The 15753-nt window shown below is 44.3% G+C and carries 14 protein-coding genes; 10 read left to right on the top strand and 4 right to left on the bottom strand.

What is annotated here, in order from left to right; all coding sequences use genetic code 11:
* Positions 1-8: 8 nt before the first annotated feature.
* Both GPLA_RS16600 and GPLA_RS16595 read left to right on the top strand, forming a co-directional pair.
* The gene (locus GPLA_RS16600) at positions 9-503 is read left to right on the top strand and encodes a chemotaxis protein CheW (RefSeq protein WP_007106112.1); all 495 of its coding nucleotides are present in this window, start codon (positions 9-11) and stop codon (positions 501-503) included.
* Between the two features lie 37 nt (positions 504-540).
* Complete coding sequence (locus tag GPLA_RS16595) at positions 541-945, top strand: DUF2802 domain-containing protein (protein ID WP_040515157.1); 405 nt, start codon at positions 541-543, stop codon at positions 943-945.
* Between the two features lie 365 nt (positions 946-1310).
* On the opposite strand, the gene GPLA_RS16590 is transcribed toward GPLA_RS16595, so the two are convergent.
* Entirely contained in the window at positions 1311-1664 is a 354-nt protein-coding gene (locus GPLA_RS16590) for a DUF3147 family protein (RefSeq protein WP_007106110.1), read from the bottom strand.
* A gap of 92 nt (positions 1665-1756) precedes the next feature.
* On the opposite strand from GPLA_RS16590, the gene GPLA_RS16585 reads away from it, so the two are divergent.
* From GPLA_RS16585 to GPLA_RS16550, 8 genes are read left to right on the top strand one after another with little or no spacing between them, the layout of a single operon-like run.
* Positions 1757-2134, top strand: a complete 378-nt coding sequence (locus tag GPLA_RS16585; protein ID WP_007106109.1) for a BlaI/MecI/CopY family transcriptional regulator — start codon at positions 1757-1759, stop codon at positions 2132-2134.
* Positions 2135-2142: 8 nt separating this feature from the next.
* The gene (locus tag GPLA_RS16580; protein WP_007106108.1) at positions 2143-3123 is read left to right on the top strand and encodes a M56 family metallopeptidase; all 981 of its coding nucleotides are present in this window, start codon (positions 2143-2145) and stop codon (positions 3121-3123) included.
* A gap of 13 nt (positions 3124-3136) precedes the next feature.
* Positions 3137-4423: a TolC family protein gene (locus GPLA_RS16575; RefSeq protein ID WP_007106107.1), complete on the top strand. Its 1287-nt coding sequence runs from the start codon at positions 3137-3139 to the stop codon at positions 4421-4423.
* An 8-nt stretch (positions 4424-4431) separates the two neighbouring features.
* Positions 4432-5670, top strand: coding sequence for an efflux RND transporter periplasmic adaptor subunit (locus tag GPLA_RS16570; protein ID WP_007106106.1), 1239 nt, complete (start codon positions 4432-4434; stop codon positions 5668-5670).
* A gap of 9 nt (positions 5671-5679) precedes the next feature.
* Positions 5680-8829 (top strand): efflux RND transporter permease subunit, encoded by a 3150-nt coding sequence (locus GPLA_RS16565; RefSeq protein ID WP_007106105.1) that lies wholly within the window; start codon positions 5680-5682, stop codon positions 8827-8829.
* Positions 8819-9514, top strand: coding sequence for a HupE/UreJ family protein (locus tag GPLA_RS16560; protein ID WP_040515156.1), 696 nt, complete (start codon positions 8819-8821; stop codon positions 9512-9514). Before GPLA_RS16565 ends, GPLA_RS16560 begins: the two co-directional genes overlap by 11 nt.
* A 16-nt stretch (positions 9515-9530) precedes the next feature.
* Positions 9531-10055, top strand: coding sequence for a hypothetical protein (locus tag GPLA_RS16555; RefSeq protein WP_007106103.1), 525 nt, complete (start codon positions 9531-9533; stop codon positions 10053-10055).
* A 27-nt stretch (positions 10056-10082) separates the two neighbouring features.
* Positions 10083-10415, top strand: coding sequence for a DUF6488 family protein (locus GPLA_RS16550; RefSeq protein WP_040515154.1), 333 nt, complete (start codon positions 10083-10085; stop codon positions 10413-10415).
* A gap of 374 nt (positions 10416-10789) precedes the next feature.
* On the opposite strand, the gene GPLA_RS16545 is transcribed toward GPLA_RS16550, so the two are convergent.
* From GPLA_RS16545 to GPLA_RS16535, 3 genes are all read right to left on the bottom strand, one after another.
* Positions 10790-12160, bottom strand: a complete 1371-nt coding sequence (locus GPLA_RS16545) for an MBL fold metallo-hydrolase (RefSeq protein ID WP_007106101.1) — start codon at positions 12158-12160, stop codon at positions 10790-10792.
* 357 nt (positions 12161-12517) lie between these two features.
* The gene (locus GPLA_RS16540; RefSeq protein WP_007106099.1) at positions 12518-13264 is read right to left on the bottom strand and encodes a copper resistance protein B; all 747 of its coding nucleotides are present in this window, start codon (positions 13262-13264) and stop codon (positions 12518-12520) included.
* A gap of 9 nt (positions 13265-13273) precedes the next feature.
* Positions 13274-15139 (bottom strand): copper resistance system multicopper oxidase, encoded by a 1866-nt coding sequence (locus GPLA_RS16535; protein WP_007106098.1) that lies wholly within the window; start codon positions 15137-15139, stop codon positions 13274-13276.
* Positions 15140-15753 lie beyond the last annotated feature (614 nt).

Below are 15753 nucleotides of genomic sequence, written 5' to 3'. Positions count from 1 at the left end.
TAAAAAAGATGACGGATGAAAGAACATCAAGTAGTGCACCTTCTGACCGCAACGATGAAGTATTACAGTGGGTAACCTACAAGTTAGGTGAAGAGACCTACGGCATTAACGTTATGCAAGTGCAGGAAGTTTTACGCCACACCGAAATTGCGCCAGTCCCGGGTGCACCTGACTATGTGCTAGGTATTATCAATCTTCGTGGAAACGTGGTGACTGTTATTGATACCCGTTCTCGTTTTGGATTAGAGCCAACGGAGGTGACCGACAGCACACGTATCGTGATCATTGAATCTGAAGAGCAGGTGGTGGGAATATTAGTTGATAGTGTTGCTGAAGTCGTTTATTTACGTTCGTCAGAGATCGAAAGCGCACCTAATGTCGGTACAGAAGAAAGTGCTAAGTTTATTCAGGGCGTTAGTAATCGTGATGGTCAGCTGTTGATTTTGGTTGATCTAAACAAGCTGTTGAGCGATGAAGAGTGGGAAGAGCTAACGAATATTTAGTTCGTTACGTTCCCCGTTAACTTTACTGGACGCAAATGTGGAAATAAGTCATCTAATATATTTGGTTATTGTGATTGCTATCGTATTATTCATTGGTGTTTGTTCTGTTCTGGCAAAGCGTATTTCGCTGCTACATGCAGAGTGTCAGCAACAGCAAGCCCAGTTGAGCGTATTGCAAGAACAGCTTTTGGCGAACCAACAAGAGCTGCAAGAAGTACGTGTTGGTAGTATCGGCATGGGAGATAAAATTAAAGCTTTGGTTACCATGGTTAAACAAACTGCGACTCAGCAAGAGCAGCTCGCCAACCAGGATCCGCAAAGTCGTCTGTATCAACAAGCGGCTAAGCTAGTTGCAGGTGGTTATTCTGTAGAGGAATTGATGCGTGAATGTGATATGCCTAAAGCAGAAGCCGAGCTGATTTATAATCTTCATAAAGGTTAACCATATTTTTTCTTGCTAGTTAGCTCTGGGCTATTAGGATGTAGTGCAATCCGTTTATCCTGCGAGCTTTGACATCGCTTCTTACCTAAAGCGGAGCGCCCCTTCATCATCTACCTTCTCAATCAAAATTCACCCTCAGTTTTCAATTTCTACCGGTAACCGTCAGTTTTTGCTTGGTGGCAGATGCCTCAGTAAGGAGCGACGACAGTATTTTACATTACGAAATATGTAAAATAACCAACAAATTAAAATATCAGTTTGCCTTTGAGCGAGAAGTGGCTGCGGACCTTCATATACTTTGTAAGTTCGCTTTAATAAGCTATTAAGGCATTTGACAAAAAAATTTTAAGGAGCTGGTTAAGCTTCTACGGCAATAAATCAACCCCAAAGCTCTTAACCACCAGTGCGAAGAGCCAAAAACAAATTACGGTGATCACAGCACTGATAATCAGTGACTGCCAGAAGCCAAACTTTTGTAGCAACATCGGAAATAGCAAAAACATCGGAAGTGTTGGCACTACATACCAGAACGTATACCATGCGTGATTGGCTATTTTTTCCATTGGTTGCCTCTCAACGTGAAGCCAAATCATTGCCAGAATAGTGACAAGGGGTAATGCCACTATTAGCGCCCCTAGTTTGTCACTTTTTTTTGCGATTTCTGATACAGCCACCACAATTGTTGCGGTGATCAGATATTTCGTTATTAACCATCCCATAGTATGCCTTTTTATTGTTAGATATAAAAACCGATTGCCTGTCGGTTTTTATTCTGCCACTATAATGCCCATTATGCGAAGAGAAATATGTCATGCAATTAGGCGAATTGGAAAAACTGGTGCTGCAATACCTGTGGTCAGAAAAAGTGGCTGATGCAAAACAAGTCCATAGTGTCCTTGGTCAGACTCGGGCCAATTCACTGAATACTATCCAAAGTACGTTGGATAGACTGTTTAAAAAAGGGTTGTTAAGTCGAACTAAACAAGGCCATGCCCATTTATATCGCACCAAGGTTAATCGGGAAGCCTTACTCGCCAAATTAATCACCAATGTCACCAGTGATTTTGTTGAGCAAGGTGAACATAGTCTGATTGCGGCCTTTAGTTCAGCTTCTGCAAATCTGGATGATGCTCAATTAGACAAGCTGGAACAGCTCATAGAGCAACAACGAAAACTGCGCAGAGGGTAACCATAAATATGTTAGTGGGAAGTTTGGCTATTACTCTGAATCTAATGAGTGTGGCGTTGCTGGCATTTTTTATTGGCGTGGTGGTGCTGTCAGTATCGGCTCCCTTGTGTTTCTCAAAACTGAGCCATTTCACTTTCCGTATCCGCAAGTTAGCCCTGTGGTTGCTGGCCACGGGACCTTGGTGGATAGGGGCAATTTGTGTCGCAATATTTTGGCCTCGGCTGGAAGGAGGTATGTCTGCATCTTGGATTGCAAACTTCGCTCACTGGCATCATGCAGATTTGTTCACGTTCACTAGCTGGCATGGTTTGACATTGTTAGTGTGCAGCTTAATTTTGACTTGGATGTTGGTTGTTATTGCCATCCAGAGCCGAAAAAAATCACTTTCCATGGACAATTTGCTTGAGCTTTGTGACACCAATGAAATGCCCAATCACAATAGTCACCAGGTTTATTCCCTCCAGTTAACTATTCCGACAGCGTTTACATCTGGGCTACTGTCACCGAAGGTTTACTTAACCACCGCCTTGCAAAAACAAGTGGATCAGCAAGAGCTAGATATTATCATCCAGCACGAACTTGCTCATGTGCGAGCTTATGATCCTTTGTTTAAAATGATCTTTGCACTGTTTTGCCGTTTTTACCCAAAGTCCGTCAATAATATTTTAATGCAGCACTACAGCCTTTTAACAGAACAGATGGCTGATCATGCCGTTACACATTTTCATGACAGTCTGGATGTAGCACAAACTTTAATAAACGTGGCTAAGTTGCAGCAAAAACTCCCTATCAATTGCGATGGCATGCAACTCAGTTACTTTGCCAATGAACAAATTAGCCAGCGGGTCTACAGGCTAGTTTCGCCATTAGAAAAAACACCTGTGTTGGCATTGGTTGTTGCAATAGCCGCATTCATTGGTGCGCCATTATTCGCCGTCTCTACCGTCGATAGTTTCCACCATTTTATTGAAACTTTTTTCACCCACTAAATAAGGATAGGGCATGAAGCTATTTTTTCGAATCAGCGCACCTAAAAAACCGATTGCCAGTCGGTTTTGCGCGGGTTTGCTGAGTCTCTCGCTGGTACTTTCAGCTTCTGCTGAAGTTATCCCTGGATCAGGCCCGGTATTAACCTTGTCGCAAGCTGTTTCCCTAACGTTGCAACAACACCCTGAAATTAATGCCTTTGTGCCTAGATATCGCATGCAGAAAGGTTTGGTTCAACAAGCCAGTGTACGTGAACGTCCGCAGGTTGGGCTTATGATAGAAGATGCGCTGGGTAATGGCGATCATAGTGCGTTGCGCAGTATGCAATCGACTTTGACATTTACTTGGATGCTACAGCAGAAACAGATTGATAGTCGTATCGCCGCAGCAAAATCTCAGACTGGCCAACTTGAGGTAGAGCAGCGGATAGCCTCTTTGGACTTGGCCTCCCATACCGCCAAAAAATTCATTCAAATACTGATAAAAGATGAGCGATTAAAGCTCAATAAAATCGCCCTGCAACAGGCACAGGATGTACACAGTGCCATAAGTAAGCGGGTTGACGCGGGTAAAAGCTCCAATGTTGAAAAATTACAAGCCGAAGCTGAACAGGTGCGCCGTGAACTTGCCATTGAGGATTTGGAACATGAATTAACAGCCAGTTATTATCAATTGACGTCAATGTTGGGGGAGGCTGGTAAAGCCTATCAAGTGAGCGGTAATTTGCTGGCACTGCCCGCTAACCCGTCTGTGGAATCGCAATTAGACAAGCTGAAGAATCAGCCTCTACTGGCCAAGTTTGCCACGCAGCGACGTATTGCTCAGTCGCAAATAGAGGTGGCTCGCATAGAGGCTAAGCCGCAATGGCAATTGTCAGCCGGTGTGCGCCGGTACGAAGCGACGGATGATTTCGGCTTAGTTGCCGGGATCTCAATCCCATGGGGAAATAACAACCGCAACGCTGGCAAGATTGCCGCATTACAAGCACAGCAGGAAGTATTAGCTGATGAAGCCAGTGCTTTGTTACAAAAGCTAGACGCACAACTTTACGTGCTGCTTCAGGAAATGGGGCATTCACGACATGTTATCGACACCATACAGCAACGTATTATACCGCTGTTAGAAAATGCCTTGTCAGATGCGTCTAGTGCCTTCGACATCGGCAAGCTCAATTATACCCAGTGGAACAATGTTCGACAGGAATTGCTGACAGCTAAGTCGCGATTATTAGACGCATATGAAAGTTTGCACCTGCAACATATTGAAATTCAACGCCTGACTGGCTCGTCCATTTCCCAATGAGAAATTTTATGAAGAACAAAAATATCATCTCAGTATTAACAACCACTATTTTGCTGGGGCTGACTTACTTAATATCACCCCTGGTACTAGCGGAATCAGCCCCTGGGGCCTCGCAGGTAGAGCCTGAAAAAGGATCTCACAATGGTCGAATTTTGCGCGACGGTGAGTTTGCCATAGAACTGGCTATCTTTGAAACCGGCGTGCCGCCTGAGTTTCGTGTATGGGTAATGGATAAAGGACAACCGATATCACCAGATAAAGTTGAGCTTAATATCAAGCTCACCCGTCTTGGAGGCGTTGTGGATGACATCCAATTTAATCAGCAAGACGGATTTCTGCGCGGTGATATGGTGATTTACGAGCCGCATTCCTTTGTGGTAACGATTACCGCTAAACATCAGGGTAAAACTCACCACTGGAAATACAACAACTTTGAAGGACGTACCACCATTGAGCAGGCAGTTGCCGATGCGATGGAGATTAAAACTGAAGTCGCCAGTCATGTCACGCTTCACCAAACGTTCCCTGTTTATGGCAGGTTAATGCTGCCACCAGGTGCAAATCGCATCGTTGCGGCGAGGTTTGATGGAGAAATCAAACAACTGCATGTCAAGCAAGGCGATAACGTCAAAAAGGGGCAGTTATTGTTAACCGTCGAAAGTAATGAGAGTTTGAAATCTTTTCAGATCACAGCACCAGTGGAGGGCATCATCACTGCACAAAAAGCGGGTGCCGGTGAGCAAACGGCTGGGCGAACGTTGCTAACGATTAGCAACACCTCTACCTACATTGCACAATTGGCAGTCTATCCCAATGATTACGCAAAAGTAGCAGTAGGAACACCGGTTGCCTTGAGCATTGATGGGTATGCCAGAGAATTTACTGGCAATGTCGCCTATATCGAACCTTCGGTGCGTGATGATCAAGCCAGATTGGTCTGGGTGTATGTTGATAATGAAAAAAGACAGTTATCCACCGGCAGTTTTGTTAAGGCGGAAATTGAATTCGCTACCATTAATGTGCCCTTAGCAGTCAAGCGTGCCGGCTTACAAGCCTTTCGGGATTTTACCGTAGTGTACGCCAAGGTAGATAAGCAATACGAAGTACGGATGCTGGAATTAGGCCGTCAGGATAAAGTGTGGGTAGAAGTCTTAGGTGGGCTGGAGCCTGGCACCGAGTACGTGAGCGAAAATAGTTACATTCTTAAAGCCGACATTGAAAAGTCTGGCGCATCCCACGACCACTAGGAGCACGTAATGTTAGAATCGATTCTACGTTTTTCGATAAAACGCAACCTGCTCATTTTTGTAATGGTATTGGGTTTTGCAGGACTGGGGATATGGAATTTCACCAATCTGCCTATAGACGCAGTACCGGATATTACCAATGTGCAGGTAATGATAAACACCGAAGCCCCTAGTTCTACACCCTTGGAAGTAGAGCAACGAGTGACTTACCCGTTAGAGAACGCCTTAGCCGGGTTACCGGGTCTCACGTACACGCGCTCGGTGTCCCGTTATGGCCTGTCACAAGTTATTGCCATTTTTGATGATGATACCGATGTGTATTTTGCCCGCCAGCTGGTCAATGAACGCTTGTCTGCTGCCCGCGCCGAACTACCCTCAGGATTAGAGCCGCAGCTTGGGCCCATAGCAACGGGGTTGGGCGAGATTTTTATGTTTACTGTGGATGCTGAACCAGGGGCAACCAACGAAGATGGGTCGCCAGTCACACCGATGGATTTACGTACCGTTCACGACTGGACCATTCGCCCACAATTGATGCGCGTACCCGGTGTGGTTGAAGTCAACCCTATCGGCGGGTATGAGCGTGAAATATTGGTCGGCTTTAAGCCTGGCAAATTGTTGGCTTACGGGCTGACACCAGCGGATGTTATCTCGGCGATTGAACAAAATAACAACAACCAAGGAGCAGGTTTTGTAGAGCAAAACGGTGCTCAATGGCTGTTAAGAATGCCTGGCCAGATAGAAGATTTGCAGGCACTTGGTCAAATCCCTTTGCGTAGCATAAACAGTGCTTCGATACGCATTAAAGACGTTGCTGATATCAGCAATGGTAAGGGCCTTAGAAACGGTGCAGCGACACAAAATGGTCGAGAAGTCGTTATGAGCACAGTATTCATGCTCATAGGTGAAAATAGCCGAACTGTTGCAAATGCTGTGGGTGAAAGACTCATAGAAATCAATGCCAGCTTACCTGAGGGAATTGTTGCAACGGCTGTGTATGATCGCACCAAACTGGTTGATAAAACGTTACAAACTGTCACAACCAATCTGCTCGAAGGGGCGTTATTGGTTATTGTTGTTTTGTTTTTGCTGCTGGGCAGTTTTAGGGCTGCGTTCCTTACTGCGCTGGTCATCCCTTTCGCCATGCTTATGACCATTACCGGTATGGTGCAAAGTAATGTTAGCGCTAATCTGATGAGCTTGGGGGCACTGGACTTTGGTCTGCTGGTTGATGGTGCCATCATCATTGTTGAGAACTGTATGCGCCGCCTGAGTCAGGCTGGCTCTGCTAATCAAACTTTAGCTCTGAAAGAGAGGATGGAGTTGGTATTTGAGGCAACACGAGAGGTCATTCGGCCAGCGCTTTTTGGCGTGTTAATTATAACCGCTGTGTATCTGCCCATTTTTGCCCTCGAAGGTGTTGAGGGTAAAATGTTTCATCCTATGGCAATAACGGTCGTCATCGCACTACTGAGCGCCATGTTTCTGTCCATTACCTTTGTTCCAGCCATGATTGCACTGCTGTTTAAAAAACCGGTAAAAGAAAAACGCAATCCTATCATTCGCGGTGCAACAGCCGTTTATCGTCCAGCCCTTGCTTGGGTATTGAAAGGCAGATGGTTAGTAGTGATAGCCGCGAGCTTACTGGTTATCTTGTTTGGTTATCAAGCTACACGCTTAGGTAGCGAGTTTGCACCGGATCTGGATGAAGGTGACATTGCCATGCATGCTTTACGAATTCCTGGTACATCCCTAAGTCAGGCTATAGCGTTGCAAGAGGTACTAGAAGAAAAAATCAAACAAATGCCGGAAGTTGAACGGGTTTTTGCCAAAATAGGCACCGCAGATGTGGCAACAGATGCCGTACCGCCCAGCGTGGCAGATAACTTTATTATCCTGAAACCTCGCGACCAGTGGCCTGATCCTAACAAGTCTAAGGAACAGGTGGTTGAAGAATTAGCCGCTATGGTTGCCCCAGTTCCGGGTAATCGCTATGAATTCCTGCAACCTATCCAAATGCGTTTTAATGAAATTCTTGCGGGGGTTCGAGCAGAGTTGGCCATTAAGGTATTTGGCGATGATTTTGACACCTTGGCTTTGATCGGTGGGGAGATTGAATCGGCTATCAGTAATGTCGCAGGTATTGCCGATTTGCAGGTGGAGCGCACTACCGGACTACCCATGCTGAGTATTGAACCCAAGCTTGAAAAGCTGGCGCAGTATGGCATTAGCAAGGCAGCAGTGCAGTCGCAACTGAGTACTGCAATGGGAGGTACTGTGGCAGGTAAGTTTTATCAAGGGGATATCCGTTCCGATATTGTGGTGCGTCTTGCTGAAGAATTACGCACAGACATAGATGGGCTTGCCTATTTACCTATTCAATTACCTGACGGCCACGCTGTGCCACTGCAAGAACTGGCAACGCTGAATTTGGTAGACGGAGCCAATCAAATAAATCGCGAAAACGGGAAACGTCGCATAGTGGTTACTGCTAACGTCAGAGGACGTGATTTAGGTAGTTTTGTGGCGGATATTCAGCAAGCCATTGGCAACAATGTCGACATTCCCGCTGGGAATTGGGTTGAGTACGGTGGTACTTATCAAAAGTTGCAATCGGCTTCCCAGCGACTCAGTGTGGTTGTGCCAATTACTCTGCTGATGATCATTGGTTTACTCATATTGGCACTTAGTTCATTTAAGGATGCCATGATCATATTTGCCGGCGTGCCCTTGGCATTAACGGGAGGCATTGCTGCATTGCTGTTGCGGGATATTCCGTTTTCCATTTCGGCTGCGGTAGGCTTTATTGCGCTATCGGGCATTGCCATTTTGAACGGACTGGTAATGGTATCCTTCATTCGCGAACTTCGTAAAGACAATGTCTCGCTGGATGAAGCCATTTTTGAGGGGGCTTTAACCCGTCTTCGCCCGGTATTGACCACGGCTTTGGTTGCCGCCCTGGGATTTGTGCCGATGGCACTTAATACCGGTATCGGGTCTGAGGTGCAGCGTCCGCTGGCAACAGTGGTCATTGGGGGGATTATCTCATCGACCTTGTTAACACTGTTTGTTATACCTGCGTTGTATCGCATTTTACATAAAGAAAAGGAGTCAATCTTGACCGAGTCTGAGATGGTGGAGTCTGCCAATGGCAACTAATCTACTGAAATATAGCCTTGTTGTGATCTTCCTGTGTCTAATGGCACTGAGCCTGGACGCATTTGCCCACGGCGTCGATGATAGCACTCGCGCTTTTTTAGAGCGCAATACTGGCGTGCAAATTGTGCCCTTTTTATATATCGGTGCTAAGCACATGATCACCGGCTATGACCATCTGTTGTTTCTGGTGGGCGTGATTTTCTTCCTGTACAAAAGCCGCGACGTACTGCTGTATGTCAGCATGTTCACACTAGGTCACAGTGTGACCTTATTATTAGGCGTACTGAGCGATATTCAAGTCAACGCTTATCTGATTGATGCCATCATTGGTCTATCGGTGGTGTACAAGGGTTTTGATAACCTGGGCGGCTTTAAACGCTGTTTTAACTGGCAACCGAATACCAAATTGGCCGTGTTGATTTTCGGACTGTTCCACGGTTTTGGTCTGGCGACGAAATTACAGGAGTTTCAGTTGCCAGAAGATGGGCTGATCATTAACTTGCTCGCGTTTAATCTGGGTGTGGAGCTAGGGCAGTTTGCCGCATTGGTATTTGTTCTCATTGCCATCAATGCTTGGCGCAAGCTGCCGTCTTTCCAACGATTCGCCACTTTAACCAATACGTTATTGATGAGTGGCGGACTCATGCTCATGGGTTACCAGCTCACCGGTTTTGCCATTAACTAATTAGAACGAGAAGAATATGCAACACACAGTAAGTACTAAAACGCTATTAAAAGCCAGCGCATCGGCCACCCTTGTGGCTATAGTCGCTTTGATTACCTTCATTTTACCTGCCGAGTACAACATCGACCCCACAGGCATTGGTCAGGAATTAGGCTTGACGGTACTTGCGGCGGCTTCTGCAACGGAAACGCCAAATGAATCAGCCCAAGCAGGGTCAGATGAATATCAGGTTATCGAGGTTATTGTACCTGCCGGACAAGGGGTAGAGTATAAATTTAACCTGCAACAATACGACAAAATGACCTACGAATGGCTGACAGATGGCCCTTCTTTGTATTTTGATTTACACGGAGAACCACAAGGGGACACCACGGGGTATTTTGAAAGCTACGCCATTGCCACCTTAAGCGGGATGAAAGGTAGCTTTACCGCTCCTTTTGCTGGGTCTCATGGTTGGTATTGGAAAAATAAATCGGACAAACCTATCGCTGTGCAGCTCATGGTAAAAGGCCAGTATGAAGTGATCGGCCTTAAACAATAATAAAAGTAACCATAATTGGAGAAAAAAATGAAAAGACTACTATCTGTATTAGCACTGTGTAGCACCATATTCTGTAGCAATGTTGCAGCACATAGTGATCATGGTGTTATTAGCGGTCAGGCTGCTATAAACATTGTTAGCAAGTCGTTGCCACAAATGACATTCAAGGAGTTTGGTTTTGAAGTGGGGAAGCTAGGTGCATCGTGGAAGCTGCTGACTTCATCAGATATGTCAGTCGTTAGTGTTGAAGACAGCTTTTATATTGTCAGCGCCAACAACACTGAAACAGAAAGTACGATCTACTTCCAGATCGCCAATAATGGGCAGGTGATGGATGTTACCCACAAAAACAATTTTTAAACTTAATGAGCCGGAGGACTTAACTATCTTCTGGTCATTTTTGAGATTAGTTCATGTCCGTTATTTTTTCGTTTTAACTTTTGAATACACGAAGTAGTATATGCTTGTTTTTGGCTGCAATTTCGAATCCAACCTAAATTCTTTGACTGACCGCTATCTAAGAAAAGTCGTGATATAACGTGTGGTCAATTACTCTGTGAGGCTCCAAAATTAGTCATATTGAAGGAATATATACTAGCTGCTAGTTTGCTCACGATAAAGTGGCTCAGTAATTAGATAGACTATATCCCTTCATAGCCACACATCAATAAATAGAAATATTACCCAAATAATGTTTGTTCAAGATATTCTTCCATATACGTGGCATAGTCGGTTTAATTGGGTTTTATGACAGGATAGTTTTTAGACTGCCAAGCCCCTATAGAACCGAGGAATACCTTAACATTGTTGTAGCCTTTTGCTTGTAAGTACGCTGCGGCTACGGTAGCCCGAATACCACTTGCACACATGGTAATAAACTTATCGTCCGGCGATAGCGCACTAATTTTATCAGCTAAGTGCCCCAAAAAAATATGCTCACTGCCCTCAATATGGATGGGTTCATACTCAGTTATTTTCCTAACATCCAATAAGTGCCAATCATCCTTTAGTAGCTGTTTAACTTGTTCAGCATTGACTGCATCAATCGTGGAAAAACAGCTTCCTTTCGCTGCAACCATAGCCATATTAGTGGAAAAGTAGTGCTCAATATTATCAAATCCAATGCGAGCAAAATGCAGTGCGGCATAACGTGCCATATTTTGGTCGTCAGCAATGATGACGAGTTTATCATTAAGAGAGAATAACCATCCTGCATAGGCAGTAATCATATCAATTGGTAGACAGCAACTGTTGGGAATATGCGCACCTAGGTATGACTCGATGGGTCGGACATCAATTAATACGTAACCTTGTTGGCGCATGTTCTCAAGTTGTTCGACTTGTACCGACGAAGTCATCTGAAAAGTTGCATAGGCTGGCGCACCTTGCATATTAAGTCGCTCCATGTCGGAAAAATATGGAGGCTGGTAATGATGTTCAGTGATTTTTTGTTGTATAAATTCCTCTCGTTCATTAATACCCATTAGCGGATTATTCATAATTTCGTGCTGAACGGTTGAAAATTCACGTTCGGCCATGCCATCACCACAAACTGAGCCAGCACCATGGGCTGGGTATATAATTGACGCAGCAGCTTTTGCTTTAATCTTTTGCAGGCTGTCGTAAAGCAAACCAGCTACATGCTCACTTTCTTCTGGATAAAAATCCGTACGCCCCACATCCCCCACGAAAAGGGTATCCCCAGTAAAAATACCCACTGGTCCTTGGTCAAAATCATTATCAAACACTAAAATGCAAATACTATCCTTGGTATGCCCCGGCGTTTCAATTACTTCCAAGGTCAAGTTACCGATGCGAACCTGATGTCCTTCTTTGACCGTAGTTGCGTATAAAACCTCACCATCGGCATTTGGCCCATGAAGTACCTCGGCGTTGACGAACTCAGAAAGTATCGGTGCCCCACTGATTAAGTCTTCATTACGGTGTGTTTCGATAATATGAGTAATGTCACATTCATTTTCTTTCGCAATATCAAGATATATATCGATATCTCGACGCGGGTCGATGACCACCGCCTTGTTTCCAGAAGCTACAAAATAAGAGAGATGTGCTAATCCAGAGGTCTTAATGGTTTGTATAAACATAAATATTTCCTCGGCTTGCGATTTGAGATAATAATTTTTGATTCAGTTTCAGTTTCAGTTAAAGCAAATAAAGCAAAAATAATGCCTAACGTGGGGGAAGCTAATGCCTGCACTATTGGTGCCCCACAGTACCGATAAGTATCCTCAAGTTTGAGGGTGAGTAAGATGAGGGGCTGCTAGGAATGGTAACGTTTTCAATAGGTGGGATTTTTAATGTAAATATTACACCTTAACTTGGCGGGCATATTGCACATCCCTCGTATTCGTATACTCTCTGATTAGGATGAGTCATTGGTAAATTGTGCAATCATTAACTGGGCAAACACCTCCACTGTCTTTGCCCGACCGTTGCCTTAATTAGAACCAGAATCGTGCACCTACCACAATACCGGTTTCACTGGCAGAGTTACCCTCAAGCCGGGTTTTATCTGCACTATTGCCTAACATTCTGTTCCAGTAGACTCCTACGTAAGGGGCGAACTCACGGGAAAATTCATATCTATACCTCAATCCCAATCTCAACGAATTGAGTCCAGAAGGACGGTTAAATCGCTCCGACTCGGATAAGGAAGCGGATAAACTTAGTCTAGGCTGAAAGTAGGAAGTTTGTGTCACCCTTATTTCGTATTCAGCCTCTACTGCAAAGCTGACATCACCTTCCTCGTTGAGAGCAACAGAGCTATCAATTTCAAACTGGTACGGAGCCAAACCATAAAGGCTGACAACAACATAATTCTCCATCTTCGAGTCACTTGAAACCGTTCCTCTAGTACCAACGCCACCTTGGATTTCCCAATAGGGGGCAATGAGTTTACTAGCTAATACCTCGGCTCTTTCAAGGTTCGTTGGCTCGCCGTCATCTTGTTTATTCTCGCCCTCACTTTTTACGTAAACACGATATATATCGCCACCGTACCAACCAACCATGTCCCAAACAGCGATATTTTCCTCTTGGTTATTTCGAGCAAGTTCGAAACGATCAAAAAGAATGATCCCAGTATAAGATTCTTTGATAGGCTCAGGCCAATTACTTGGTCTTTCTTGGGCATTAGCAGGTGAGCCTAAAAAACCTAACGAACATATTGCAATGATTAAATTTTTCACTCTGTACTCCTAAGAAACTGAAACCACTCTGAACATGCCAGCGTCCATGTGGTACAAGAGGTGACAATGAAATGCCCAGTTTCCAGGTGCATCTGCACTAATAAGAAGAGAAACCTTCTCACTCGGTTTAAGGCTGATTGTGTGCTTTCTGGGGGGAGGGTAATTGCCATTTTCCAGCTCCATCCACATTCCATGTAAGTGAATCGGATGATCCATCATAGAGTCATTAACTAAGATAAGTCGGATCCGCTCACCGTATTTAAAGTGAACAGGTCCGTCTACTTCACTGAATTTTACGCCATCAAAGGACCACATGTATCGCTCCATATTCCCTGTCAGGTGAAGTTCTACTGTTTGTGTCGGTTTTCGGCTATCAGGCCACTCCATTGCGCCAATTAGGTCACTGTAAAATAACACTCTGTGGTCTACATCTTCCAAACCCAGACCGGGTTCATCGAGGCGACTTGTAGGATTTTTTGCAATCATAGTCGCACCAACACCGTGACCATCCTCATCATGTTTTATTGATATTTTATCTATAGGTAAGATTTCGGGAGCCATACTTTTCTGTGTGCCGGAATTATGTCCCGCATGCGGCATTTCCATGTTCGTATTTGCATTATTTTGCATTCCTTTCATGGACGAATCGGCACCCATGTTCATTCCGCCCAATGACGACATGTTGCTCATACTGTCTTTCGATGTCATATCCCCCATACCCATAGCAGCCATTCCACGCTCAGGCATTTTACGTAATTCAGGGATATTCGCTTCTTTCCCTAATTCTGTCGCCAACGTTCCCCGCACATAACCACTTCTGTCCATACTTTCGGCGTATAGTGTGTAGGACGAATTAGACTTTGGCTTGATGATGACGTCGTAAGTTTCAGCGACGGCGATTCTGATTTCATCAACAACGATAGGTTTAACTGGTTGACCGTCAGCAGCCACTACGGTCATTTCTAAACCTGGGATACGAAAATCAAAATACGTCATTGCAGAGCCATTAATCAATCGTAGTCTGACACTTTCATTTGGTTTATAAAGTGCAGTCCAATTCGTAGATGCGTCTCTTCCATTCATCAAGTAGGTATAGGTTGACCCCGTCACGTCGAGAATATCTCTGGGACTCATCCGCATTTTCGACCACATCGATCGTTCTTTGATTGTATTTATCAAACCTTGTCTTTTTATATCTTCAATGGTGTCGTCTATGGTTCGTTGTTGATAATTGTAATAACCTTCTGCGACTTTAAGGTTTCGAAAAACAGTGTGCGGATCTTCGAACGTCCAATCGCTAAGAAGAATAACGTGCTCACGATCAGCACCAATATCTCCATCAGCGGGGTCGATGATGATCGGTCCTAGATGTCCGGACTGCTCTTGAAGACCAGAGTGACTGTGATACCAATAGGTGCCATTTTGCTTAACATCGAATTCGTATTTAAATGTACTATTTGGTGCAATGCCAGGAAACGCAACACCCGGTACTCCATCCATATTGAAAGGCAAAATAATTCCATGCCAATGAATGGATGAGCTGCTTGGAAGATGATTGGTCACGTTAATAATAACTCGTTGGCCTTCCTTGAGACGCACGAGAGGGCCAGGGGAACTACCGTTGATTGTTATTGGGTTCGACGTGCCTCCTGCGATAGCTTTCACTTCTTTACGTATATGTAAATCAATCACATCGCCATTTACTATGCTGTCACCAAAATTATCTCCAAGAGTAGATATTTTGTCATTTGAATTGGTATATCCTTCTGGCCTTGCCCAAGCTACAGGCATGTGACTTAATAACGCTAGGCTACCAGTTGTACCTGCTGCGCGTTGTAAAAATTTTCGTCTATTAAACTGGTTGCTAATTGACATATAGAACCTCACTTCGGTGTCTTAATTATTTATTGACGGTGTACCGCATTTTTACTACCGGTTTCTATACGGGTTGACAATTTTTTAGAAAGGAAAGGGGACCCTTAATTACCTGTCTTTTGGGGGACGAAAAACTGATCGGACTAATAGCATTCCAAGGTTGTTTTTTAACATTTCGTTTAGATAAGTCGAGGTGGAAACTGAGTTGCTACTGCTTGAATCTGTCAAAAAATGTGATGGGCTAGAGCTAGCTTTACAATCACAAAAACCGTTACAGCATTCATTATCACAATCTTCATGATTTCGATTTAATTGATGACTATCGTTGTGGAATGTCTGCTCTAGTTGAGTTGTGTTTGTTATATCAGTTTTTTCCGAATCTACACAAGCTAAAACAGTATGGCTAAAAGCGAACATGATAACGAACAACATATATTTTAAAATCACATTGCCAGTGGAGTTTATGCTCACGTTTAATGACCCTACCTACTCAGAGTAAGAAATTTAGTGTTTAAATACAAAAATGACGCGTTACCTTATTAGTCTATTTAAACTGATATTGAAGCTTCATGCACATACTAAACTACCACTAAATTAATATACCTGTAAATGTA

The sequence above is a fragment of the Paraglaciecola polaris LMG 21857 genome (assembly GCF_000315055.1).
Lineage (GTDB): Bacteria > Pseudomonadota > Gammaproteobacteria > Enterobacterales > Alteromonadaceae > Paraglaciecola > Paraglaciecola polaris.
The sequence above is the reverse complement of the archived record's forward strand: the minus strand, read 5'-3'. Positions and strand labels throughout refer to the sequence as shown.

Coding starts and splice junctions, on each gene's coding strand:
- GPLA_RS16590 (WP_007106110.1), bottom strand. CDS start 1,664: ATGGGATGGTTAATAACGAAATATCTGATCACCGCAACAATTGTGGTG.
- GPLA_RS16555 (WP_007106103.1), top strand. CDS start 9,531: ATGCAACACACAGTAAGTACTAAAACGCTATTAAAAGCCAGCGCATCG.
- GPLA_RS16565 (WP_007106105.1), top strand. CDS start 5,680: ATGTTAGAATCGATTCTACGTTTTTCGATAAAACGCAACCTGCTCATT.
- GPLA_RS16535 (WP_007106098.1), bottom strand. CDS start 15,139: ATGTCAATTAGCAACCAGTTTAATAGACGAAAATTTTTACAACGCGCA.
- GPLA_RS16575 (WP_007106107.1), top strand. CDS start 3,137: ATGAAGCTATTTTTTCGAATCAGCGCACCTAAAAAACCGATTGCCAGT.
- GPLA_RS16580 (WP_007106108.1), top strand. CDS start 2,143: ATGTTAGTGGGAAGTTTGGCTATTACTCTGAATCTAATGAGTGTGGCG.
- GPLA_RS16585 (WP_007106109.1), top strand. CDS start 1,757: ATGCAATTAGGCGAATTGGAAAAACTGGTGCTGCAATACCTGTGGTCA.
- GPLA_RS16570 (WP_007106106.1), top strand. CDS start 4,432: ATGAAGAACAAAAATATCATCTCAGTATTAACAACCACTATTTTGCTG.
- GPLA_RS16600 (WP_007106112.1), top strand. CDS start 9: ATGACGGATGAAAGAACATCAAGTAGTGCACCTTCTGACCGCAACGAT.
- GPLA_RS16560 (WP_040515156.1), top strand. CDS start 8,819: ATGGCAACTAATCTACTGAAATATAGCCTTGTTGTGATCTTCCTGTGT.
- GPLA_RS16550 (WP_040515154.1), top strand. CDS start 10,083: ATGAAAAGACTACTATCTGTATTAGCACTGTGTAGCACCATATTCTGT.
- GPLA_RS16545 (WP_007106101.1), bottom strand. CDS start 12,160: ATGTTTATACAAACCATTAAGACCTCTGGATTAGCACATCTCTCTTAT.